The organism is Archangium sp. (assembly GCF_036388035.1).
In the GTDB taxonomy this organism is placed as follows: domain Bacteria; phylum Myxococcota; class Myxococcia; order Myxococcales; family Myxococcaceae; genus Archangium.
This window is the reverse complement of the sequence record NZ_DASVSO010000517.1, coordinates 1-20,293: the sequence shown is the minus strand read 5'-3', so window position 1 is coordinate 20,293 and position 20,293 is coordinate 1. Positions and strand designations below refer to the sequence as shown.

The 20,293-nt window shown below is 70.0% G+C and carries 21 protein-coding genes; 14 read left to right on the top strand and 7 right to left on the bottom strand.

The window, feature by feature from the left end; genetic code table 11:
- Positions 1-303 precede the first annotated feature (303 nt).
- Positions 304-1,230, top strand: coding sequence for an NYN domain-containing protein (locus VF697_RS20895; protein WP_331097629.1), 927 nt, complete (start codon positions 304-306; stop codon positions 1,228-1,230).
- Between the two features lie 21 nt (positions 1,231-1,251).
- Here the strand turns inward: VF697_RS20895 and VF697_RS20890 are convergent, their stop codons facing one another.
- Complete coding sequence (locus tag VF697_RS20890) at positions 1,252-1,752, bottom strand: nuclear transport factor 2 family protein (protein WP_331097627.1); 501 nt, start codon at positions 1,750-1,752, stop codon at positions 1,252-1,254.
- 185 nt (positions 1,753-1,937) lie between these two features.
- Between VF697_RS20890 and VF697_RS20885 the strand changes: the two genes are divergently transcribed.
- Together VF697_RS20885 and VF697_RS20880 are read left to right on the top strand one after the other, a co-directional pair.
- On the top strand, positions 1,938-2,558 hold the full coding sequence (locus VF697_RS20885) for a hypothetical protein (protein WP_331097625.1): 621 nt from the start codon (positions 1,938-1,940) through the stop codon (positions 2,556-2,558).
- Between the two features lie 123 nt (positions 2,559-2,681).
- Complete coding sequence (locus tag VF697_RS20880) at positions 2,682-3,572, top strand: hypothetical protein (protein ID WP_331097622.1); 891 nt, start codon at positions 2,682-2,684, stop codon at positions 3,570-3,572.
- Between the two features lie 26 nt (positions 3,573-3,598).
- Here the strand turns inward: VF697_RS20880 and VF697_RS20875 are convergent, their stop codons facing one another.
- The gene (locus VF697_RS20875) at positions 3,599-5,551 is read right to left on the bottom strand and encodes a molecular chaperone DnaJ (RefSeq protein ID WP_331097620.1); all 1,953 of its coding nucleotides are present in this window, start codon (positions 5,549-5,551) and stop codon (positions 3,599-3,601) included.
- A gap of 575 nt (positions 5,552-6,126) precedes the next feature.
- On the opposite strand from VF697_RS20875, the gene VF697_RS20870 reads away from it, so the two are divergent.
- The 4 genes from VF697_RS20870 to VF697_RS20855 all read left to right on the top strand — a co-directional run bounded on the left by VF697_RS20870 (position 6,127) and on the right by VF697_RS20855 (position 8,609).
- Positions 6,127-6,690, top strand: a complete 564-nt coding sequence (locus VF697_RS20870) for a hypothetical protein (RefSeq protein WP_331097618.1) — start codon at positions 6,127-6,129, stop codon at positions 6,688-6,690.
- Between the two features lie 11 nt (positions 6,691-6,701).
- The gene (locus VF697_RS20865) at positions 6,702-7,640 is read left to right on the top strand and encodes a hypothetical protein (protein ID WP_331097616.1); all 939 of its coding nucleotides are present in this window, start codon (positions 6,702-6,704) and stop codon (positions 7,638-7,640) included.
- 11 nt (positions 7,641-7,651) lie between these two features.
- The gene (locus VF697_RS20860) at positions 7,652-8,308 is read left to right on the top strand and encodes a hypothetical protein (RefSeq protein WP_331097614.1); all 657 of its coding nucleotides are present in this window, start codon (positions 7,652-7,654) and stop codon (positions 8,306-8,308) included.
- A 79-nt stretch (positions 8,309-8,387) separates the two neighbouring features.
- Positions 8,388-8,609 (top strand): hypothetical protein, encoded by a 222-nt coding sequence (locus VF697_RS20855; RefSeq protein WP_331097612.1) that lies wholly within the window; start codon positions 8,388-8,390, stop codon positions 8,607-8,609.
- On the opposite strand, the gene VF697_RS20850 is transcribed toward VF697_RS20855, so the two are convergent.
- Entirely contained in the window at positions 8,569-9,444 is an 876-nt protein-coding gene (locus tag VF697_RS20850) for an MBL fold metallo-hydrolase (protein ID WP_331097610.1), read from the bottom strand. The genes VF697_RS20855 and VF697_RS20850 overlap by 41 nt on opposite strands.
- Before the next feature lie 128 nt (positions 9,445-9,572).
- On the opposite strand from VF697_RS20850, the gene VF697_RS20845 reads away from it, so the two are divergent.
- From VF697_RS20845 to VF697_RS20835, 3 genes are read left to right on the top strand one after another with little or no spacing between them, the layout of a single operon-like run.
- Positions 9,573-11,189 carry a hypothetical protein gene (locus VF697_RS20845; RefSeq protein ID WP_331097608.1) on the top strand — a complete coding sequence of 539 codons (1,617 nt, stop codon included), beginning with the start codon at positions 9,573-9,575 and terminating at the stop codon, positions 11,187-11,189.
- Positions 11,186-12,247, top strand: coding sequence for a hypothetical protein (locus VF697_RS20840; protein WP_331097606.1), 1,062 nt, complete (start codon positions 11,186-11,188; stop codon positions 12,245-12,247). The genes VF697_RS20845 and VF697_RS20840 overlap by 4 nt, the downstream gene beginning before the upstream one ends.
- Before the next feature lie 9 nt (positions 12,248-12,256).
- Entirely contained in the window at positions 12,257-13,162 is a 906-nt protein-coding gene (locus VF697_RS20835; RefSeq protein WP_331097604.1) for a CapA family protein, read from the top strand.
- Between the two features lie 70 nt (positions 13,163-13,232).
- Here the strand turns inward: VF697_RS20835 and VF697_RS20830 are convergent, their stop codons facing one another.
- Both VF697_RS20830 and VF697_RS20825 read right to left on the bottom strand, forming a co-directional pair.
- Positions 13,233-14,207 (bottom strand): YARHG domain-containing protein, encoded by a 975-nt coding sequence (locus VF697_RS20830; protein ID WP_331097602.1) that lies wholly within the window; start codon positions 14,205-14,207, stop codon positions 13,233-13,235.
- Between the two features lie 61 nt (positions 14,208-14,268).
- Positions 14,269-15,432 (bottom strand): YARHG domain-containing protein, encoded by a 1,164-nt coding sequence (locus VF697_RS20825; RefSeq protein WP_331097600.1) that lies wholly within the window; start codon positions 15,430-15,432, stop codon positions 14,269-14,271.
- 18 nt (positions 15,433-15,450) lie between these two features.
- Here VF697_RS20825 and VF697_RS20820 point away from each other — a divergent pair, with 18 nt between their 5' ends.
- The 3 genes from VF697_RS20820 to VF697_RS20810 are packed head-to-tail and all read left to right on the top strand — an operon-like array spanning position 15,451 to position 17,722.
- Entirely contained in the window at positions 15,451-16,152 is a 702-nt protein-coding gene (locus tag VF697_RS20820) for a TIGR02269 family lipoprotein (protein ID WP_331097599.1), read from the top strand.
- Between the two features lie 29 nt (positions 16,153-16,181).
- A complete protein-coding gene (locus VF697_RS20815) occupies positions 16,182-16,901 on the top strand; it encodes a double-CXXCG motif protein (RefSeq protein WP_331097597.1) in 720 nt (239 codons plus the stop codon).
- Positions 16,902-16,930: 29 nt separating this feature from the next.
- Positions 16,931-17,722 carry a M15 family metallopeptidase gene (locus VF697_RS20810; protein ID WP_331097595.1) on the top strand — a complete coding sequence of 264 codons (792 nt, stop codon included), beginning with the start codon at positions 16,931-16,933 and terminating at the stop codon, positions 17,720-17,722.
- A 3-nt stretch (positions 17,723-17,725) separates the two neighbouring features.
- Here the strand turns inward: VF697_RS20810 and VF697_RS20805 are convergent, their stop codons facing one another.
- Together VF697_RS20805 and VF697_RS20800 are read right to left on the bottom strand one after the other, a co-directional pair.
- Positions 17,726-18,040, bottom strand: coding sequence for a hypothetical protein (locus VF697_RS20805; protein WP_331097593.1), 315 nt, complete (start codon positions 18,038-18,040; stop codon positions 17,726-17,728).
- Positions 18,041-18,145: 105 nt separating this feature from the next.
- A complete protein-coding gene (locus VF697_RS20800) occupies positions 18,146-19,420 on the bottom strand; it encodes an AmpG family muropeptide MFS transporter (RefSeq protein ID WP_331097591.1) in 1,275 nt (424 codons plus the stop codon).
- Between the two features lie 242 nt (positions 19,421-19,662).
- Here VF697_RS20800 and VF697_RS20795 point away from each other — a divergent pair, with 242 nt between their 5' ends.
- The gene (locus VF697_RS20795) at positions 19,663-20,277 is read left to right on the top strand and encodes a glutathione S-transferase family protein (protein WP_331097589.1); all 615 of its coding nucleotides are present in this window, start codon (positions 19,663-19,665) and stop codon (positions 20,275-20,277) included.
- Positions 20,278-20,293: the final 16 nt, after the last annotated feature.

Genomic DNA, 20,293 nt, shown 5'->3' with positions numbered 1-20,293 from the left:
TTTTCATTCGACGGGAAGCCCGTCGCTCGCCAGCTCATCCGTGCCGTGCGTCCCCCGCCGCAGGCCCTGGATGGGGGGATGCCAATGGACGGGGGCGTGCCGGAAGAGCCACGACCCTCGGGGGATGCTGGCTCACCGTGAGGGCCGTGGGGGACCCGGTGGCCTGTTCACAGGGCCCCAGGAAGTTCACGGAGTTGGAGCGGGTTGGGAGTAGGGTACGCCCCGTGAGGCGCCAGCAGAGGCAGTCTCCGAGCGAGCGTCCCCACTCTTGCCGCCCTGGCGGCCCCCAACGCTGAGGCCTTTTTGGACACGAAGAAAGAACACCGCATCGCGCTGTTCCTCGATTTCGAGAACCTGGTGACCAACACCGGGTTCACCGCCGGCAACTTCGACCTGCAGCCGGCCATGGATCGCCTGCTCGAGCGCGGCAAGGTGGTGTTCCGCCGCGCCTACTGCGACTGGTCCCGCTTCAAGGAGGCCAAGGGCAACCTGCACGAGTTCGGCGTCGAGCTCATCGACGTGCCGCCCTCCACGCGCTCGGGGAAGAACGGCGCGGACATGCGCCTCGTCATCGACGCGCTGGAGCTGTGCTACGCGCGCGAGCACATCGACACCTTCGCCATCGCCTCGGGCGACAGCGACTTCTGCCCCCTGGCGTACAAGCTGCGCGAGAACGGCCGGCAGCTCATCGGGCTCGCGGTGAAGGAGGCCACCAGCCCCCTCTTCGTGAAGGCCTGCGACGAGTTCATCTACCTGCGTCCCCGCACCCGCGCGGAGAAGGACAAGGAGAAGCGCGCCCACGAGCACGAGGAGCCCTCCAAGGGTCGCAAGCACGGCAAGGGCCAGGCGGCCAGCGAGCGCCCCTCCAAGGAGCAGTCGCACGGGCACAAGGGCAAGGCCGAGGTGCCGGAGATCGCCCTCGAGGTGGTGCAGAGCCTGCTCGGGCGGGCGACGGGGTCGGTCAACCCCTCGCTCATCAAGGAGACCATCGTCCGCAAGGAGCCGGACTTCGACGAGCGCGACCACGGCTTCTCCTCGTTCGCCAAGCTGCTCGTGGCCATGGAGCAGGAGGGGCTGCTCAAGCGCGTGCAGCAGGGCCGCCAGTGGTACGTGGTGGGTCCGGAGGCGGCGCCGCCGGAGATTCAGGGTCGCGGCCGGGGCCGCGCCGCTGCTCCGGTGGAGGAGGAGGACGAGGAGGAGGCCTACCCGGACCCTGTCGACGACTTCTAGGCGTCGACCCTCCGTCTCGGGCTACTTGCCCTTCTTCGAGGCGCGCTTCTTCTCGTAGGACTCGATGCGCGCCTTGAAGTCCTTCATCAAGTCATTGGGGATGGGCACCGAGAGGTTGTACTGGGCGATCTTCCACGCCTCTCCGTCCTTCACCAGCACGCCCGAGCCTCGGGCCGGCCCCATGTTGGGTGTGGCGAGCGCCTCGTCGAACCACGCCACCGCGCCGTCCTTCGAGACGCTCACGTGCCGCGACACCGCCGTGAAGCTCCAGGCCTTGCCCTTGGCGAAGTAGGGCCGGGCCCACGCGCGGAACTCGTCCCGCGTCCACCGCTCCGAGGCATCCGTCCCCAGGTAGACGGCGTCCGGCGTGAAGTGGCCGAAGTAGCGCGCCTCGTCCGCCTGGGCGGCGGCCTTGTGCCAGTCATCGAGCACGGCGTTCACGGCGGCCGTCGGGTCCGGGGGCGTGGGGGCCTCGGGCGCGGCGGCGAGGAGGGTGAGGCAGAGCAGGGCGACGGTGGGCATGGGCGCGATGAGTGCGCGCGGGAAGGGCAGGGGTCAAGCCGCTGGCTCGAGGCGCGACCGCTCTGGAAGGAGCCACCGCGCAAGGTGGCCGTGGCCCCGCTTCACCCCGAGTGAAGCGTTTCCGGCTTCGTGCCGCGATGCGCTATACCGGCGCCTCCACGCAGCAGCCTAAAAGGGGGACCCCCGTGTCGACCGCACTCCAGCAGCGCCCGAACAGTGACCTGGCCGCTGGCCGCTTTGGCCAGACGCGCTACCTGCTCCGCAAGAAGTTCTTCAAGCTCTTCGGTGGCGCCTTCCACATCTATGACGACGCGGGCAACGTCATCTTCTACTCGAAGATGAAGGCCTTCAAGCTGAAGGAGGACCTGCGCGTCTTCACCAGCGAGGACATGAACGAGGAGGTCCTCTCCATCAAGGCCCGCAGCATCCTCGACTTCGGCGCCACCTACGATGTCACCGAGACGGCGACGGGCCGCAAGCTGGGCGCGCTGCGCCGCAAGGCCCTCAAGTCCATCCTGCGCGACGAGTGGGTCATCCTGGACGCCAACGACCAGGAGGTGGGCAACATCCAGGAGGACAGCCTGATGCTCGCGCTGGTGCGCCGCCTGCTGTCCAACCTCGTGCCGCAGACCTTCCAGGGCACGGTGGGCGGCACGCCCGTCTTCACCTTCCGCCAGCGCTTCAACCCCTTCATCCCGAAGATCGACCTGGACTTCTCCCTGGACCGGGGCGGCAAGCTGGACCGGCGCCTGGGCATCGCGGCGGCGGTCCTCCTGTGCGCCATCGAGGGCCGTCAGCAGGGCTGAGGCCCCCGTGGCTCACACCTCGCGCGGGATGCGCGGTCCGCGCGAGGTGTCCCCTGGGATTACTTTTGGAGTCAGACCGGGGGTTGACACCCAGGTGACTTCTGGAGTCATCTCCCCAGCCGCATGCCCTCCCTGCGGCACGAGGCCTTCCTGGAGTTGTTCCGCAACCGTCCGGCCCTGGCGGCCGAGTTGTTGCGCGACGCGCTGGGGGTCGAGTTGCCGGCCTACGCGGAGGCCCGAGCGGAGTCCGCGGAGCTGACCCAGGTGGTGCCCACCGAGTACCGGGCGGACCTGGTGGTGCTGCTCTGGGAGGACAGGCCTCGCCTGGCCATCGTGGTGGAGGTGCAACTCTCGCCCGACGAGGAGAAGCGGTATTCGTGGCCGGTGTACCTCACCCACATGAGGGCGAGGTTGAGGTGTCCCACGGCGCTGCTGGTGGTGGCGCCGGAGGCGGGGGTAGCGCGCTGGTGTGGGCAGCCGATGGAGACGGGCCATCGGGGCTTCGTGCTGAGGCCGTACGTGGCGGGGCCGGACAGCATCCCGGTGATTACCCGGGCCGAGCAGGCGCGAGAGGCGGTGGAGTTGGCGGTACTGTCCGCCATGGCGCACGGGCAGGGGGAGAAGGGTGCGGCCATCGCCGAGGCGGTGCTGCCCGGGCTGGTGGGGATTGATGACGAGCGGGCGCGCTTCTATTTTGACCTGGTGATGTACTCGCTGAACGACGTGGCACGCACGGCCCTGGAGGCACTGATGCGCAGTGGCACCTACGAGTACCAGAGCGAGTTCGCCCGACGGTACCTCGCCCAGGGGCGTGAGGAGGGCCTCCAGCAGGGCCTCCAGCAGGGCCTCCAGCAGGGAGAGATGAACGCCCTGGTGGAAGTACTCGAAGCCCGGGGCCTTCAGGTGGACGAGCAGGCCCGCCAGCGCATTGCCGCCTGCACGGAGCCCGAGCAGCTCAAGCGCTGGCTCCGCAAGGCCGTGTCCGTGCAGTCCGTGCAGGAGCTTTTCGAGTAGTCGACCCTACAGCGTGCGTTGACTTTTCACTTCGCGGAGTCGGGCCGGAAGCGCCGCTCGATGCGCGAGCGCAGCAACTCGAGGACTTCCTTCTCGGGGGGGCCGGCGTCGGCCTCCAACTCGAGCTTGACGGTGCCCTTGCCCACCAGCGCCTCGGGGGCGAGGACGTGGCCGCCCTGCACGAGCCGCACGTGCGCCGGCTCCACCTCCACGCCATAGGGCTGGAGGTACAGGTCCGCGAAGCGCTGGCGCAGCGCGGCCGCGGTGAGAGCCTCGCGCTCCTCGGGGAGGAACTGGAAGCCCACGCTCTTGCCCGCCAGCCGCACCACCTGCTCCACCACCGTGCCGAGTCTCAGTGCGTGAGGCAGCAGCGCCTCCTGGCCCTCGGAGCGGCTGTAGAGCCAGTAGCTCTTCTGCACGTGGGCACACAGCGGGCAGAGCATGCCGTTGAGCTCGTCGAGGCCGCGGGTGCGCAGCAGGTGCTGGAGGAGCACCTCCTCGCCACAGCGCTTGCACTGCTCCTGCGGGCCGATGACGGCGAGCACGGAGCGGCCCAGCTCGGCCACGTCCGCGCGCTGGAGCGCCAGGGGCACCGCGGCGAGCAGCTCGGCCTCGCGCAGCTGGAGGCCGAAGCGGACCTCCTTCTTCATCACGCGCATGCCGAGCTCCAGGTGGCGCGGCAGCCGCGTGAGGGCCTGGTCGTAGCCGGGCGCGTCCTGCAGGCCGAGCTCGCGCAGCAGCTCGTAGCGCTCGGCCCAGGCCTCGCTGGAGTCGAGCCCCGGAGGCGGGCGGCCAGCGGCCTCGGCGAAGAAGGCCATGAGGGTGAGGGCCACCTGCCAGGGCTCCTGGGAGACGGAGTCCTCGAGGCGGCGGGCCAGCTCGCGCGCGGCGGGCGTGGCGCGCTGGCGCTCGAGGCGGAGCACGCCCTGGCGCACCAGGGGACTCTCCAGCACGGGGTCGAAGGCGCGGAGCTTCTTTCCCTTGCCGTTCTCGGCGAGCGTGGACATGCGCTTGTTCCTCAGGGACGTGAGTGTGCGTGCGGCGCGCTCGAGCTGGCGCATCCGGGCGCGGGCATCCTGGCCGAGGCCGTGCAGCTCCTCGTCCATCTCCGCGCGCGTCTCGGCGAGGTAGTCGCGGCCCGCGGCGGCGCGGCGGCGCGACTCCTCGTAGAGGCGGGCGGTGGCGGTGGCGCGCAGGCTCTCGCGCTGCTGGCGCAGGGAGTGGGCGGCGGTGGACAGGGTGCGGATGCGGCGCTCGAGGTGCGCCAGGCGCTCGTCTTCGGTGAGCGCGTCCACGGTGTCGCCCGCGCCCACCTTGGCGGCGATGAGCTCCAGCGTGGTGCGGTCTCCGGCCTCGTAGGCCACGTTGACGCGGGCCATGAGGGCGTCCAGCCGCGTGCGCTCCTCGTCCGACTGCGCGAGGTCCGGGTGCAGCAGCCGCGCGAGCCGACGGTGCAGCCGCTTGAGGGCCACCGCCTCGTCCTCGCGCTCGGCGAGGAGCTCCTGCTCGGTGGACTCCTCGTCCTCGGGGAGGGCCTCGTCCTCGAAGGCGTCCGCGTCCGTGTCCTCGTCGTCGGAGACGTCGGACGCCGAGGCGCGGGCCTGGGCGGCGGAGGTCGAGGGGGGAGCGGTGCGCGCGGGCTGCTCGGGGGAGGCGGGAGCGGACCCGGGAGGGGGCTCAGGGCGTTCCAGGAGGCGGATGAGGGCGGAGGCGGCGTCCTGGAGGTGACGCAGCCGGCGCAGGAGCCGCTCGAAGCGGCCCACCTCCTCGAAGGAGGGGGAGAGGGCGTCCTCGTAGGCGCGGGAGAAGCGCTCCAGCTCCAGGCCGAGCGAGTCGATCTCCGTGTCGAGGGCCTCGAGCTCGGCGAGGAGCTCCTTGAGGCGCAGCTCGGCGCGACGCAGGGGCGACTCCTCGGGAGGAGGCGCGACGCGGAGCAGGGCCGACTCGGGAGCGAGCGGTGCTGTCGACGAGGAGGACATGGGGGCGGGGGACTGGAGCGCAGGGTACCCGATGGCGGGGTGATCGCCCGTAAATGCTCCAAGCGCAAGTGGACGCCCGCCTGCCCTGGGGCCGAGCCTGTGCTGGAACCGTGACTCCAAGGCTGTCCCGAGAGCGAACGGAAGTGGACACGACGCGGAGACGTGCGGCGGACACCCGCGGGTGGGCGGGGGCAGGATGGACGAGTCCGCCGTCCACGCCACGCGTTCCCGGCAGGTGCGTCATCCCCTCGCAGCCTGCTGGTGCTCGCGTCCGGTGGCCTCTCCCGGGCCTTGGCGTGCTGATGATGACCGCCCTGCTGCTGGTGGGGTGCGGCACGCATTCACCTCGCGGGAGCCTGCGGCTGATCGTGCGCCATGGGCCTGCTGTCCCGCGGAGCTCCACGGGCTCGGAGCAGGGGCGAGGACCCTCACCCGAGGTGTCAGTCCCGACAACGAACGGGTCGGTAGGGGCCGCGGCTGGCGAGCAGGACACGCGCGAGCGAGCGCGCCGGCTGGAGGCGGCACGGGTCCAGGAATGGGTACGAGCCTCGCAGGAAGAGGGGCGCGGGACCGAGGTGGCCGAAGCCGCACGAGAGGCGGAACTCGCGCGGGCGGTGTCCGCCGTGCTGGGCCTGGCCGGTGAGGTGGAGGAGGTAGGGGTGAAGCTCGCCTTCACCTTCTGGGGGCAGCAGGGCGCGTTGACGCTACTGGACTACCGCGAGGAGCAGCAGGGGAGCGGGCGCGTGGGGCGGCCAATCGATAAGGAGGAGCTGGCCCGGGTGCTGCGCCTGGTCTTCTCCGAGTACGTGGGCCCGCGCACCGGAGAGACGGTGCTGACGTTGAGGCGCGAGGAAGCGCGATGGGGGGTGGGCACCGAGTCCTCCAGCACGGCGTCCCGCCCGCCCGAGGCGAAGACGCTCCCCGTGCGGGCCCAGGGCACTTCAGCCGACACCTTTCTCTCCCTGCATTCGGCGAGCAAGGAGTGGCTGCGCACGGTCCAGTTGGAAACCGGAGCGCCGCACGGGTGGAATTCGCCGTACACCTGGAGGACGGGCGGCTCGCCGGGTGGGAGCTGCTCGCGTTCCAGCGCACGCGGGAGGGACAAGGCGGTGCACCCCGGCCGCTGTCGTCCGAGGTGACGGAGGGCGTGATGCGCGTGCTGCTGCCCTTCACCGAGGGTCTTGGCTCGCGCACGGTACGTCTGGTGCTGTGGGCCGAGCACCGTCCGGGCGAGGCGGAGGCGCGCGGCCGGGTGGAGTCAGCCCGGGTGGAGCACCCGGAGGTCACCACTCCCGAGCTGAGCTGGTACCGGGCCATGCACGAGGCCTCCCTGGTGCGCTGGCGCGAGGGCGTGCAGGAGGGCACGGCGTGGCTGGCACAGAAGAGCGTCGAGGAGCTGGCCCTCTGGTACGTGGGCGGCATCCTCGCGCGCGGCGCCGGCTTCTTCGCCACCCAGGGGCTGGCGCTGGTGAGCAAGGCGCTGAGGCGCGGCCCGGAAGCAGCGGCTGGCTGGTTGCGCACCACATTGAAGCGGCTGCCGTCGAGGGACAGGAATGACTTCGAGCAGCTGTGGCGCAAGGTCCAACTCGAGGGCGAAAAGGCCCTCACCCCAGGTGAACGTACCAGGCTGCGCGGGCTCATGGAGCGCATCGAGCAACTCGTTCAGCAGCCATTGGGCAAAGAGGAAAAGAATCCCATTCGGGATGTGGCACGGGATTACTTCAAGAAGCTGCACCCTGAGTTCGAAGCCCTCCTCGACGCGGACGCCCGGCGGTTTCCCGTCCACCATCGACGGCCCCTGGAACATGCCCATCTCTTCCCGGTCGAAGACATCAATGCCGCGGACAATCTGGTCCTGGTTCGCGACATGGTCCACATGCGAATCAACAGTCTCTGGACGCGGGTCCGGAACAGCGGCCAGCGGTTGACGGCCCAGGAGGTGGATGACGTGACCCGAATCATCGACAGGCACTTCGCGGGGCACTGGTACAATCGTATTGACGTGCCGAACAATGAGGCGGAGTTGCTTGCCGCCGCGGAGTCTGCCGCTCTGAAGGAGCTGAAGCGGCTCCTTCCTGGTCTCGAGTAGGAGGTCTTGCGATGACAGAGCTGGCCTTGCCCGGGCTCGATCGATTGCTGTCCGTATGCCGGCAGTTGGAACTCGAGGTGCTTACCGAGCCTCCGGGGCACACTCCTCCCGCGGTGGGGAGCAGGGTGGGTGGGTACCCCTTGGACCCGATGCTCGCGGCCTTCTACTCCCGCTTTGGCCGGGCGATGTTCGCCAGGAAGTCCGTGGGGATGGGGCTCTTCCGCGTCGATGACGGCGTGAACGAATTGGAGGACGACAATCAACAGTGGCGTGAAACCTGGCAGCAGTATTTCGCGCTGCCGCTCTTCGTCTTTGGGGGCTACTCGGGACTGGCCTGGTATCTCGCCACGGTTCCAGGACTGGCGGATGCGAAGGGGTCCCAACCCGTTGTCTTCGTCGACGCCTACGACGACACCTACGCGCTCCCCGTGGCCTCGAACGTGGACCGCTTCTTCGATGTCTTTTCGCACTACCTCGAAGCCCTGGTGTCTCACCCGGATTACGAAGCGGATGGCTCGTCCGCCCTCTCGTTTCCGTGGCGCGTGCCCGAGCTCCTGGCGAGAGACGCGCCCCTGGTGGAACTGCTCCGAGCCGGTCGTTTCGATCCGCTGCTCAAGGACGATGAGCTGCGGGCCTGGGCCGCGAAGGTGGTCCACTTCGGCACCTGACGCTCGGCCCCGGGGCCCCGCGTGCAAGCATGGGCCACTCCGGCCTATGCTCTGTCCCACCTAACCCCGGAGGTGACCCATGGCTGGGAGAGACCCGTACCGTCGCGTCTATGGCACGCAGCCCCTGCGCCGCGTCGGCGGCGGCCAGGATCGCTTCGACAAGGAGGCCCTCGAAGGCCCCCCGGAGTCCCCCACCCCCACCGTGCGCGAGCAGCGCCAGATGGACGCGCCGCTCAACCCCAACCGCAAGAGCTTCGCCTCTACCCTCGAGCGGCTCGCGACTCCCCCGAAGAAGAAGTAGTCGCCGCGCCCGCCGGGGCCTCGTGCCCCGCCAGCCGCCTCCACTCCTCCTCGTCGTGGGCGCAGAACACCTGCACCTTGCCCGCCTGCGCCTGGGCCAGCTCGCGCAGCCGCTCCTGGTTGTGCAGCCGCTCCCTCCGCTTCTCCTCGATGAGCGTCTGGAAGAAGCGCAGCCCCGCCGGGCAGTGCGGTTTCGCTTCCATCTCCCCTCGGTGGAAGTAGGCATCTCCCGCGTGCAGCAGCCACCCGTCTCCCCGATCCACCGCCACCGCGCAGTGCCCCTTCGTGTGCCCCACCAGCGGCACCAGCAGCAGCTCCGGCGGCAGGCCCTCCAACTGGCGCACGCACTCGAAGCCGAACCAGCGCTCGCCCTGCGTCACCTCGTACAGCTTCCAGTCCGGGCCGTGCGCCCACTGGCACTCCTGGAAGCGCACCCGCTCCCTCAGCCCCCGCTCCACCACCGCCGCCGCGTGCTCCTTCGCGTACACGTGCACCTTCGCCCGAGGGAAGTCCGGCAGGCCCCCCGCGTGATCCGCGTCCAGGTGCGTCAGCACGATGTGCCGCACGTCCTCGCGCCGGTAGCCCAGCCGCTCCACCTGCCGCGCCATCGTCTCCTCTTCCGCCAACCTCGGTCGCAGCGGCCCCATCTGGCGCCGCACGCTCCGGTGGGACTCGGCATGGATGTCTTCCAGCCCCAGCGCCGTGTCCACCAGCACCAGCCCCGCCTCCGTCTCGATGAGCAGGCAGTGGCACACCATTCGCGCGCCCTCGCTCCCCAGCAGCAGCTTGCTGGCCGGTGGGCAGAACGTGCAGCCGTTCAGATGATGGATTCTCATGGGCTCGCGAGCTTGGTCCGCCCCGCGCCGATGTCAACCGGCCCCCGCCTCCGCTCGCCGCCAGCTCCCCGCTGACAGCGAGGCCCCCGGTGCGCCATGCTCCCGGAAGAGGGGGGTTGACCCTGCACATGAGTCGCTTGCGAATCACGAGCCTCGCGGTGGCGCTGGTCGCGCTCGCCGCGTGCAGCTCGGCGGAACGGGAGAAGAAGGAGCAGGAGGCCGCGGCGGCCGAGAAGAAGCTGGCCGAGTCGCGTGCCTTCCGCGAGGGGCTCGAGCGCGAGAAGGGGCTCCTCGGCAAGCAGCTCGCCGAGACGATGGCCCAGACGGACGCGGCCCGCACCGCGTACTTCCGCACCCTCGCCGCCGCCTCGTTCCTCGCCGAGCGCGAGGGCAGTGGCCTCTCGCTCGACACGGAGATGAGCGCCGCCCGCTCCGGCTTCCAGCTCGAGGAGGCCGCGCGCCAGAAAGATGGCAAGGCCATCGACGCGCTGGTCACCGCGCTGCTGGACGGCGAGCGGCCCTGCGTCCCCGCCCCCGCCACGCAGACGCAGGAGGACGACGCGGAGCCGGAGGAGCCCGAGGAGGCCTGTGGCCCGTGCGAGGCCCCGGCCTACGAGGATGCCTGCGTGGACATCCCCCGGCAGCTGTCCCAATGGCCCGACTGGGCGTGTGACGCCGTGGCGCGCGAGGACGCAGCGCTGCCCTCCGCCGTCTTCTGCCGCGCCACCTTCGAGCACCTGGCGCCCGCCTCGGGGGAGGAGTCGCCCTATGCCGTCGAGGAGCTGCCCACGGAAGTCGCCGTGGTGCGCGCCGCCTTCGTCCACGAGGGGCGCCTGTACGCGAGCGACTGGCCCGCGCCCTCGGCGGACCTGTACCACCCGCGCAACTCGACGGGACTCGCCGAGTGCGCGGCCACCACGGAGCAGAACGCCTGCGTCCACCAGTGCGACGTGAAGTTCAACCGCTACGAGGACCCGTGTGCGTGCTCGGAGCGCGACCACTACGACCATGACGACATGGACGACCATGACGACTCGGACGCGCCCGAGGAGTCCTCCGAGGTGCGCGCGGCCCGCCGGGCCGCCGAGGCCGCCGAGGCCGCGGCCGAGGAAGCCCGGCAGCGCGCCGAGGAGGCCGCGGAGGAGCTGAGCTACCGGCAGTGCGTGGCCGAGTGCGAGCCGTCCCAGCCCGAGCCGGCGCCCACCGAGGACGCGGACGGCAATCCCCTACCGCCCCCGCCCGCGAGCGCGAAGCAGGTGGCGCGCCTGGAGGCCACGCCGGCCCCGGGCGTCTTCGTGGTGACGGTGGAGACGCAGATGCTGGCGGCCAACGGCACGGCGCTCGAGTCCTCCGCGTCCACCCTGTTGCTGGAGAGCCCGGGACTGGTGGCGCTGTGGACGGGCGAGGAGCCGCCGGACGCGGACAAGCTGAGCGGCTTCGAGGAAGTCGCCCGGTTCGACGAGGTGCTGCGCCAGGACGGCAAGGTGTCGCTGGCGCCGCTGCCCGGGAGGAAGGAGCCCGCGCTCGTCGGGCTGAGTGACGGCAAGGTGTATGCCTACGGCTTCTCCACCGTGAAGGGGGAGGCGCCGGTGTCGGTGCTCACCGACGCGGTGTGCGAGGCCGTGGAGTCCCAGTCCAAGCGCTTCCCGGCCTCGTTCCTGGAAGCCTGCCGCAAGCAGCCGCCGCCCGCCGCCGGAGTCGACGCGGGGACGCAGGGTCCGGGAGCCGGGGAGGTGACGCCATGAAGCGCCTGTTGGAGCTGTGCGTGGTGGGACTCGTGCTCGTGGGGTGTGGCGAGGACGCGGGCCTGGTGGCCGCGCGCCAGCGGGTGGAGGCCGCGCAGGCGGCGCTGCGCGAGGAGGAGGCTCGGGGGCAGGACCAGGCCACCGAGGTGGAGCGGCTGAAGGCGCGGCTGCGCGAGGCGGAGAGCGCTCGGGCCCAGGAGGAGCGGGAGCTGGAGGGCCTGCGCAAGCGGCTGGTGGCGAGCTGGCGCGGGGACGCGAAGACGTTGAAGGCCCACCAGGAGGAGGCCGAGGTGCCGACGGCGCTGCGGCCCTTGCTGGAGGAGGCCCAGAAGGCGATGGGCGGCGCGGCGCTGGAGCAGCGCTTCAGCCAGGGCCTGGCGCGCAAGAACCTGGCCCTCACGACGGCGGCGCTGAAGGAGTGGTCGTCTCGCGACGGGGTGACGCCCGCGCCCGAGGAGACGGCGGAGGCCCCCGCGGCGGAGGAGCCGGAGGAGGAGGCCTGCACGCGCGTGTCGGGCGACTTCGGCTGCACGGTGCTGCCGCTGGGCGGATCCGGGGACTCGGTGACGCAGCTGTGCCGGCTCGCGGGGGCGGGGCAGCCGTGGGTGGTGCGCTCGGAGCACGGGCGGCTGGTTCGCCTGCCGCTCGTCCCGGGGAGCGCCGCCCACTATGGCGTGGCCCGCACGCTGGGCCCGGACGTGTGGGTGCTGCGGGCCACCGACGCGGGCGCCTCGGCGCCGGGCACGCTGGAGGTCTACGAGGTGTCCGGTGCGCAGGCGGTGCGCCGCCACTCCCGGCCGCTGGTGCGCAAGGGCAAGCCGGCCTCGCTGGTGGAGGCGGATTTGGACGCGGACGGCCTGACGGAGACGCTGATGGTGGGCGCCGACGAGGTGGAGGCCATCCACCGCGAGGGGCTCACCGGGGGCGTCTCGCTCTGGAGTGAATACGACGTGTGCCCGAAGCTGACGGGGCGCTCGGAGCCAGGGCTGGAGCCCGCGCGAGCCGCTTGCACGGCCTGGAGCAAGGCCTCGCAGCCCGCGGGGACGGGAGCGAAGTAGGCTCGGGCCATGATCGGGCTCCTGCTGGTGTGCCTGGGCGCCTCGCCCGTGACGGTCTCCGCCGCGGGCGATCTGCACCTGGGCACGCTCTCCACCGAGGCGCACGTGGCGCCGCTGTCCCGGCTGCTTCAGGGCGACGTGCGCTTCGTGAACCTCGAGGGCCCCGTCACGAAGTCGGGCCGCGAGTCCGGAGTCTCGGCCCGGGGCAGGCCCACGGGCCCGCTGCGCTTCAACGCGCCCCCCGTGGCCGCGAAGTGGCTCGAGGGCCGGGTGGACGTCGTCTCCCTGGCCAACAACCACGCGCTGGACCAGGGAGCGCGGGGGCTCGCGGAGACGGTGTCCCGCCTGCGCGCGCAGGGGATTCAGGCGGCCACTCCCTCCACCGCGGCGGTGCTGGAGCGCCAGGGCCGGAAGGTCCACCTCCTCGCGCGCGAGCTGCCCGTGCTCTGGTCCCCCGAGGACGAGGCCGCACTGGAGGCCCGGGTGCGCGAGGCGCGCGAGGCGGGCCCGGTGCTCGTCTCGCTGCACTGGGGCAGCACGGGGGCGCTGCTGCCCTCGGAGGACCAGCGGCGGCTGGCGGGCAGGCTCATCGACGCGGGCGCCACGGCGGTGCTGGGACACGGCCCGCACACGCCACAAGGCATTGAGCGGCACGGGCGCGGCGTCATCGCGTACTCGCTGGGCAACCTGGCCTTCGCCTGCGGCTGCACGGACGAGCGCGACGCCTACGTGCTGCGCTTCCGCATCGACGAGGATGGCGCCGCGGTGGACGTGGATGCGGTGCCGCTGCGGGCCGGGCTGCGCGAGCCTCCCCGGCGCGCGGAGGACCCGGGCGTGGCGCAGCTCCTCCAGAGCCTGTCCGAGGACCTCGGCAGCGAGGTGCGCCTCCAGGACGGACGGGTCCTCATCCGCTGACGGGAGTCCGTCGCGGCGCTCGGGGATGTCTGTCTTCCGTTGTCGCCCACACGGGGCGGCGGGGGCCTTATCAGGCCACCATCATGGGCTCGGGTGGATTGACGTCCCCGGCCTGCGAGGGGTTGGCGACCCGGAAGTCCTGGTCCTTGAGCGCGCCGCCGAACTCCTTCTCCACCTGCGTGATGAGCGCGATGTTGCGCTTGTCCGTCGCCGTCAGCCGCGCATCCGAGTAGCCCTTGTCCGCCTTGTACCAGGGCATGTGCTGGAAGTGCTCCTGGAGCAGCGGGGATTTGAAGGGCCGCCCGCGCCGCGCGTAGATGGTGTTGCGCAGCAGGCGCAGGTCGCGCAACGACAGCTGGCGCAGGTCCTTCACCTTCAGCACCTCGTCCAGCGAGTTGGCCGCCTGCGTGCGCTGTCCCTCATCCACGGCGAACTCGCCCATGGCCCGGCTGATGAGCCCCAGCTCGATGCGATCCTCGGGGCTGAGCGCGTCGAGGTCGGGCGTGCCGGAGCCCTGGGCGTCGCGCTTCGTCACCTTGGCGAGGAGCTTGTTCCGCATCCGCTCCAGGTCGGAGTAGCGCAGGCTCATTTCGGCCTGGACGATGAGCCTCACGTTCTTCTCGTCGACCCACGACAGCCGCCGGAGGGAGAACTCCGGGTCTGGCTTGTACCAGGGCTGCCGCTGGAAGTGCTCCCGCAGCCAGGGTTTGCGGAAGCCCGCCCAGCCGTAGCGGGCGAAGATGGTGTTGCGCAGCAGCGACAGCTCCCGCAGCGACAGGGTTTCGAGGTGGGGCGCCCCCGAGCACTGCACGTACGTGCTGGCTTCCACCATGCTCGGGTCGAAGTTGAGCTTGCCCTCGTCGTACTCCTTCTCGGAGATGAAGGAGCCGCTGCCCGTCTTCCACCCGCTGACGGCCTCGCAGGGAAAGACGGTCTCGGAATAGCTCGGAACGTCCTTCGCGGGAGCGGGGACGTACTCCGCCGAGGGCTGCGCCGCGAGGGCGGGAGCCGAGAGGACGAGGGTGGTCAGCACGAGGGCGCGCATGCGTGCCACGTTACCTGCCTGGCTGTTTCATTGCCACCCACCCGGGGCGGCTCAGGTCCTATCAATATTGTGGTTCGTGATAGGGGATGTCCGTGGCGCTCGAGGGATTGCCGACGTGGAAGTCCTTGTCCCCGAGCGCCCCGCCGAACTCCTTCTCCACGGCGCGAATCAGGTCGATGTTGCGCTTGTCCGTCTTCGTCAGCCGCGCATCCGAGTAGGCCTTGTCCGCCTGGTACCAGGGCATGTGCGCGAAGTGCTGCTGGAGCAGCTCGGATTTGAAGGGCCGCCCACGCCGCGCGTAGATGGTGTTGCGCAGGAAGCGCAGGTCGCGCAGCGACAGCAGGCGCAGGTCCTTCACCTTCAGCACCTCGTCCAGCGAGTTGGAGATCTGCTCGCGCTGGCCCTCATCCACGGCGAAGTCGCCCATGGCGCGGCTGATGAGCCCCAGCTCGATGCGATCCTCGGGGCTGAGCCGGCGCAGGTCGGGCGCGACGGGCTCGTTGTGCTGGTGCTTCTTCACCTCGGCGCGCTCGTCACCATGGTAGAGGCAGTCCTTGGACTCCCCGACCGCCCGCCGGAAGTACGTCACCCAGGAGAGCGTCTCCATGTGCGTGTCGTCGCTGCCGACCTCTCCGACCCTCCGCTCGGTCGGCCCCGTGTAGCCCTCCAGGTCGCACGCGTGGACCTGCTTGCCCCGCTTCCCCTCGTAGAAGGGAAGGTCGCCCCACCACTTGCCGACACGGGCGAGAACCTTGTCCCGCCGCTTCTCCAGGTCCACGTAGCGCAGGCTCAGCTCCACCTTGGCGAGGAGCTCGGCGTTCTCGTGGTCCACCTTCGAGAGCCGCTTCAACGAGAACTTCGGGTCCGGCTTGTACCAGGGCTGCGCCAGGAAGTGCTCGCGCAGCCAGGGCTTGCGGAAGCCCGCCCAGCCGTAACGGGCGTAGATGGTGTTGCGCAGGATGGACAGCTCCCGCAGGGGCAGCTCGCCCAGGCCGCGGTGGGGCGAGTCGCACTCCACGAAGTCCGCCGCGTCCGGATCCTCATCCTCGGCGGGGGAGACCCAGCCTCGCGAGTCCTTGATGCCTCGCTCGAATTTGCACGGCAGCTTCGTCTCCGAGTACCCCGGAATCTCCTTCGCGGGGGCGGGCACGTACTCCGCCGGGGGCTCCTGCGCGAGGGCCGAGCCGGAGAGGGCGAGGGTGGTGGCCAGGACGAGGATGCGCATGCATGACAGGATAGTTGAATGAGACTTCGCCCGAACAGCCCACTGGCGACTCTCCTGCTGTTGCTGTTCGCGTGCGCCACCCCTTCGCTCCCCACGCAAGCAGGGGAGGACACCGCGTCCACCGCCGCATGCGAGGAGCCGGACGCCGACCCATGTGTCGTGCTCGTCTGCGATGAAGGGGAGTGCGGCGTCTTCGACTGTGAGGCCGTGGACCCGGAGGCGATGGCGCGAGCGCCCCTGGCATACGGTGCGGAGCTGGCGCGGCATCGCCCTGCCTTCCGCAGCCCCGGCTTCCAGCGTAACTGGAGGCGCGCGGGGCTTCGAGATGGTGTTCGCCCGAGGCTGACGTTCCACTTCCGCTATCGCGACGGCTTCCTCCCGGCCTTCCCCAGGCTCCAAGGCAAGCTGATCAAGCACCACCTGTTTCCCCAAGCCCAGGAGTTCAGGGATTTCTTCAGGGACAATGGTATCGACATCCACGCATGGACGATGGTCATCCCAGAGCATGCGCACCTGCGCATTCACCGCGGCGCGGGGCGTGGTGGTGCGTGGAACGAAGCATGGCGGCGGTTCATGATTGCCAACCATCGCCGCAAGGTGCCTCAGGAGGAGATGCTCGGCAAAGCCTTCGAGCTGGCCTTCCGCTTCGACATCGTGGGTCCTATTGCCCCCTACGGTCACACGCTCGTTCCGGAGGGTCCCCAACTTCTCGTTCCTTGAGGGCTGAGCAGAACGGAGGAAGAAGACACGTGAAGTTCTATCTGATGGAGAGGAACCTGGAGCCGCGTTACACGGGCTACCTGAACGCCGGACACAAATGGGGACTGCCGGGAGTCAAGGAGAAGTGCCCTGCCTGCGGCGCATCGGGTGGAGTCGTGGGGCTTCACTACCCCTGTGTGGACGTCTCTGGTCTCCCGGAGCGCGAGAAGCTTTATGAGGCGTGGCCCGTATCGCTCGCGGAGTTCGATCGGCTGCGAGAGCTGGTGCGTCCGTTGGCCCCCGAGGGGACCCCGCTGGAGCCAGGGACGAAGTTTGGCCCAGTGGAAGGATCGGCAACGGGCTACTTCGGCCAGCTCTACATGCAGAACCCCTGGACGCTCTTCATGCGTCGCGAGGTATTGGAGCGACTCCGCGAGGAGGGAATCCGGGGCCTCCAGGGCTGCCCCATCAACGTGCGCTTCCGGCAGAAGAACCATCCGCAGTTCCTCGAGATGCAGCTCGAGTTGCACGGCCAGTATCATTCCGACTGCCTGCCTCCCGACCTCAAGCCGCCCTGCTCCACCTGCGGAGATGATCTCCTCCAGCGCCCGGAGCGGATGATCCTCGACGCCGCCTCGCTGCCGGCGAACGTCGATGTCTTCCGTCTGCTGCAGGGATGGACGAACATCATCGCCAGCGAGCGGCTGGTGGAGGCGGTGCGCCGCCTGGACCTGGATGGAGTGATTTTCGAGGAACTGGAGACCCGGTGACCCACCCCGTTGGAAAGCGGATGAGACAAATGCGCCATCGCCTGACCCACCCGGTTTTCGCGCTCGCGCTCGCGCTCGGAGGCAGCGCTGGAGCCGAGGCCCCCGCGGCCGCTCCGCCCGCTCCGGAGGCGCCGCCGCGCGCCCTGGCGTGCCTGGCCACGTGGTACCCGGTGGAGCCGGTGAAGGTGGACGGTGCGTGGAGGGCGAAGCTCCCGAACGGCGAGACGTTGCCGTGGGACGACGGGAAGCCGAAGTCCTTCGAGGAGAAGCTGGCCTCCCCGGACGTGGAGGACACCTTCTCCATTCCGTACACCCCGGGGCCCATCACCCCGGTGACGCGCGAGAACGAGGACCCGGGGCGCATCCGCCTCGATCCGCTCTTCCTCGCCACCTATGGCGCCACCGAGGCCCAGGTGGACGTGGTGGACATCTCCTTCCTGGGGCAGAAGCTGAAGGTGCACCGCAAGGCGGCGCCGGCCTTCGAGCGCGTGGCGAAGCGGCTCGACGCGGCGGTGAAGCAGGACCCGTCCCTGCGGCCGTACCTGAAGGACCTCGGCGGCACCTTCGTGTGGCGGAAGATCGCCAACACGAACCGTCAGAGCGCGCACTCCTATGGAGTGTCCATCGACGTGAACGTGAAGCGCTCGCACTACTGGGAGTGGGCGAAGCCCAAGGAGCCGGTACGCTGGGCGAACCGGATTCCCCAGGTCATCGTCGATGCCTTCGAGGCCGAGGGCTTCATCTGGGGCGGGCGCTGGTACCACTACGACACCATGCACTTCGAGTACCGGCCCGAGCTGTTGGACCCCGCCTGCCGCTAGGGCTCAGCCCTCGTCGGGCTTCTTGCCCTGGTAGTACGACCAGTAGCAGTCGGGGAGGGGATTGGTCCCCCGTTCGCTGCGGATGCCGTCCCCATCGGGAATCTCGCCGACGCCGCCGCAGGCGATCTCCTCGTCGGCTTCGGCCCGGGCGTGCCGCCGGTTCTCGTCGTCCGGGTCGCGCTCGGGACGCTGATGGGCGCCCTGCTGCTCGCGCGTGGGCTGGTTGTCGGGCTCGGGCTCGTCGTGCCGCACGTCCGTGGGGCGGCCGAACATGTCCTCGGCGGGCTGTGGGGGGGGACGTCGGTCCTGCTTCGCCATGATGGAATGCCTCCGATTATCAACGGTCATGCCGTCGATATCGGGCGGCAATGCGCACCCGAGGCCCGCGCGGAGGGCGGGCGAGGGGCCGGCCCCCCCGCCTCGTCAGCTCGCCACGGCGGGCGTGGGGGATGACGCGGGCTCCTCGGGCGGGACGATTCCGGCCGTCGGGCGCAGGAAGGCGAGCAGCACGAGCGAGGGGAAGGAGATGGCCACGGTGAAGCAGAAGTACATGGGCCAGCCGAGCCGCTCGATGGCGATGCCCGCGAAGGGGGCGAGGATGCGGCCGCCCAGGTTCGCCAGCGAGGAGAGCAGGGCGAACTGGGTGGCGCTGAAGCGCCGGTTGCACAGCGACATCATGAAGGCGCCAGCGGCGGTGGTGGCCATGCCGCCGCACAGGTTGTCCACGATGATGGCCGAGGCGAGCGCGATGTAGTTCTTCCCGATGAGCGCCAGCCCCAGGTAGAGCAGGTTGGTGACGGCCTGCAGCACGCCGAAGATGTAGAGGCTGCGGCGCACCCCCAGCTTCACCATCAGCACGGCGCCGAGCAGGGAGCCGACGATGGAGGCGATGAGGTTGGGCACCTTGCTGATCCACCCGATCTCCGTGTTGGTGAAGCCCAGCTCGACGAAGAAGGGGCCGACGATGCCGGGGCCGACGAAGGCCTCGCCCAGCTTGTAGAGGAAGAGGAAGACGAGCACGGCGATGGCGCCGTTGCGCTTGAAGTAGTCGACGAAGGGGTTGATCACCGCTTCGGCGAGCGTGCGCGGGGCGCGGGCCTCGGGCTCACGCAGGAGGAAGGTGGCCACCATGCCCACGCCCATCAGGGCCGCCATCACCCAGTAGGTGCGCTGCCAGCCGATGAGGTCCGAGAGGGTGAGGGCGAGGGGGCTGGCCGCGAGGATGCCGATCCGGTAGCCCGTGACGAAGACGGCGTAGGCCAGGCCGCGCTCGGTCTCGTCGGTGTAGAGGTCGGTGCGCAGGGCGTCGGCGACGACGTCCTGGCTGGCGGAGAGGAAGGCCACCAGCGTGGCGACTCCCGCCATCAGGAGCATGGACTCCTTGGGGTTGATGAAGCTCAGGGCCGCGATGGAGGCGAGCAGCAGCACCTGCGAGAAGAGCATCCAGCCGCGGCGCCGGCCGAGGAAGGGCAGGGCGTAGCGGTCCAGCAGCGGGGCCCAGACGAACTTGAAGGAGTAGGGCGCGGAGACCAGACCGAAGGCGGTGATGGTCTTGATGTTGAGCCCCTCGTTCTTCATCCAGATGCTGAGCGTGCCGCCCACCAGCAGCAGGGGCAGACCCGAGGAGAAGCCGAGCGCGAGCAGGGGCCACGTGCGCGGATTGGACAGGACCTGGCGAAGGGTGGGCTTGGCGGACATGAGCGGGCACAGAATACCGGGCCTGGAGCCGAATCCATCCGAGACATCGAGGGCGCGGGCGGAACAGTGTCCGCCCGGCTGCCCTGCGAGCCCGCTCCTGTTCTCTCTTCCGCGCTCCCGCCCGCCGGCCTGCCTGCCGCCGGGGCGGCCTGGGGAGGGGTGACTGTCCGCTAGGGGAGCCGCCCGCTCCGGCGTATGGTGCGCGCACCTTTCGCCGTACCCCCGACCGAGGAACCCCCACCATGAAGCTCTACGAGCACCCCTTCTCCAGCGCCGCCTTCAAGGTCCGCGCCCTCATCCACGAGCTCGGCCTGCCCGTCACCCTCGTCACCGTCGACATGTCGAAGGGCGAGCACAAGGCGCCCGAGTTCCTCGCCAAGAACCCCAATGGCAAGGTGCCCACCCTCGAGGACGACGGCTTCATCCTCTGGGAGTCCAACGCCATCCTCTGCTACCTGGCCGCCAAGAAGCCCGAGAGCGGGCTGCTGCCCACCGACGCGCGCGACATGGCCCTGGTGCAGCAGTGGCTCCAGTGGCACGCCACCACCTTCTCCAACTCCACCAATGAGGTGATGGGCGAGACCATCTACGCGAAGTTCATGGGCCGCGCCAAGGACGAGGCGAAGTACGCCGCCGGCCTGGAGAAGGTGCGCCGGGACCTCGGCGTGCTGGAGAAGGCGCTCGCCGGCAAGGAGTTCGTCTGCGGCAAGCTCACCATCGCGGACTTCTCCCTCGTGTCCTCCCTGCTCCTGCGCACCCCCATGGGCGTGGACCTCGAGGCCTTCCCCCACGTGAAGGCCTGGGTCGCTCGCATGGAGTCGCGCGAGAGCGTCCGCAAGTCCCTGCCCCCCATGTAGTCGCGGAGCAGCGCGG

Excerpts from the sequence above, each read along its gene's own strand:
- VF697_RS20820 (WP_331097599.1), top strand. The coding sequence starts at position 15,451 with ATGAGACTTCGCCCGAACAGCCCACTGGCGACTCTCCTGCTGTTGCTG.
- VF697_RS20805 (WP_331097593.1), bottom strand. The coding sequence starts at position 18,040 with ATGGCGAAGCAGGACCGACGTCCCCCCCCACAGCCCGCCGAGGACATG.
- VF697_RS20880 (WP_331097622.1), top strand. The coding sequence starts at position 2,682 with ATGCCCTCCCTGCGGCACGAGGCCTTCCTGGAGTTGTTCCGCAACCGT.
- VF697_RS20850 (WP_331097610.1), bottom strand. The coding sequence starts at position 9,444 with ATGAGAATCCATCATCTGAACGGCTGCACGTTCTGCCCACCGGCCAGC.
- VF697_RS20825 (WP_331097600.1), bottom strand. The coding sequence starts at position 15,432 with ATGCGCATCCTCGTCCTGGCCACCACCCTCGCCCTCTCCGGCTCGGCC.
- VF697_RS20865 (WP_331097616.1), top strand. The coding sequence starts at position 6,702 with ATGCGCGTGCTGCTGCCCTTCACCGAGGGTCTTGGCTCGCGCACGGTA.
- VF697_RS20795 (WP_331097589.1), top strand. The coding sequence starts at position 19,663 with ATGAAGCTCTACGAGCACCCCTTCTCCAGCGCCGCCTTCAAGGTCCGC.
- VF697_RS20875 (WP_331097620.1), bottom strand. The coding sequence starts at position 5,551 with ATGTCCTCCTCGTCGACAGCACCGCTCGCTCCCGAGTCGGCCCTGCTC.
- VF697_RS20855 (WP_331097612.1), top strand. The coding sequence starts at position 8,388 with ATGGCTGGGAGAGACCCGTACCGTCGCGTCTATGGCACGCAGCCCCTG.
- VF697_RS20840 (WP_331097606.1), top strand. The coding sequence starts at position 11,186 with ATGAAGCGCCTGTTGGAGCTGTGCGTGGTGGGACTCGTGCTCGTGGGG.
- VF697_RS20810 (WP_331097595.1), top strand. The coding sequence starts at position 16,931 with ATGCGCCATCGCCTGACCCACCCGGTTTTCGCGCTCGCGCTCGCGCTC.
- VF697_RS20800 (WP_331097591.1), bottom strand. The coding sequence starts at position 19,420 with ATGTCCGCCAAGCCCACCCTTCGCCAGGTCCTGTCCAATCCGCGCACG.
- VF697_RS20830 (WP_331097602.1), bottom strand. The coding sequence starts at position 14,207 with ATGCGCGCCCTCGTGCTGACCACCCTCGTCCTCTCGGCTCCCGCCCTC.
- VF697_RS20890 (WP_331097627.1), bottom strand. The coding sequence starts at position 1,752 with ATGCCCACCGTCGCCCTGCTCTGCCTCACCCTCCTCGCCGCCGCGCCC.
- VF697_RS20835 (WP_331097604.1), top strand. The coding sequence starts at position 12,257 with ATGATCGGGCTCCTGCTGGTGTGCCTGGGCGCCTCGCCCGTGACGGTC.
- VF697_RS20845 (WP_331097608.1), top strand. The coding sequence starts at position 9,573 with ATGAGTCGCTTGCGAATCACGAGCCTCGCGGTGGCGCTGGTCGCGCTC.
- VF697_RS20860 (WP_331097614.1), top strand. The coding sequence starts at position 7,652 with ATGACAGAGCTGGCCTTGCCCGGGCTCGATCGATTGCTGTCCGTATGC.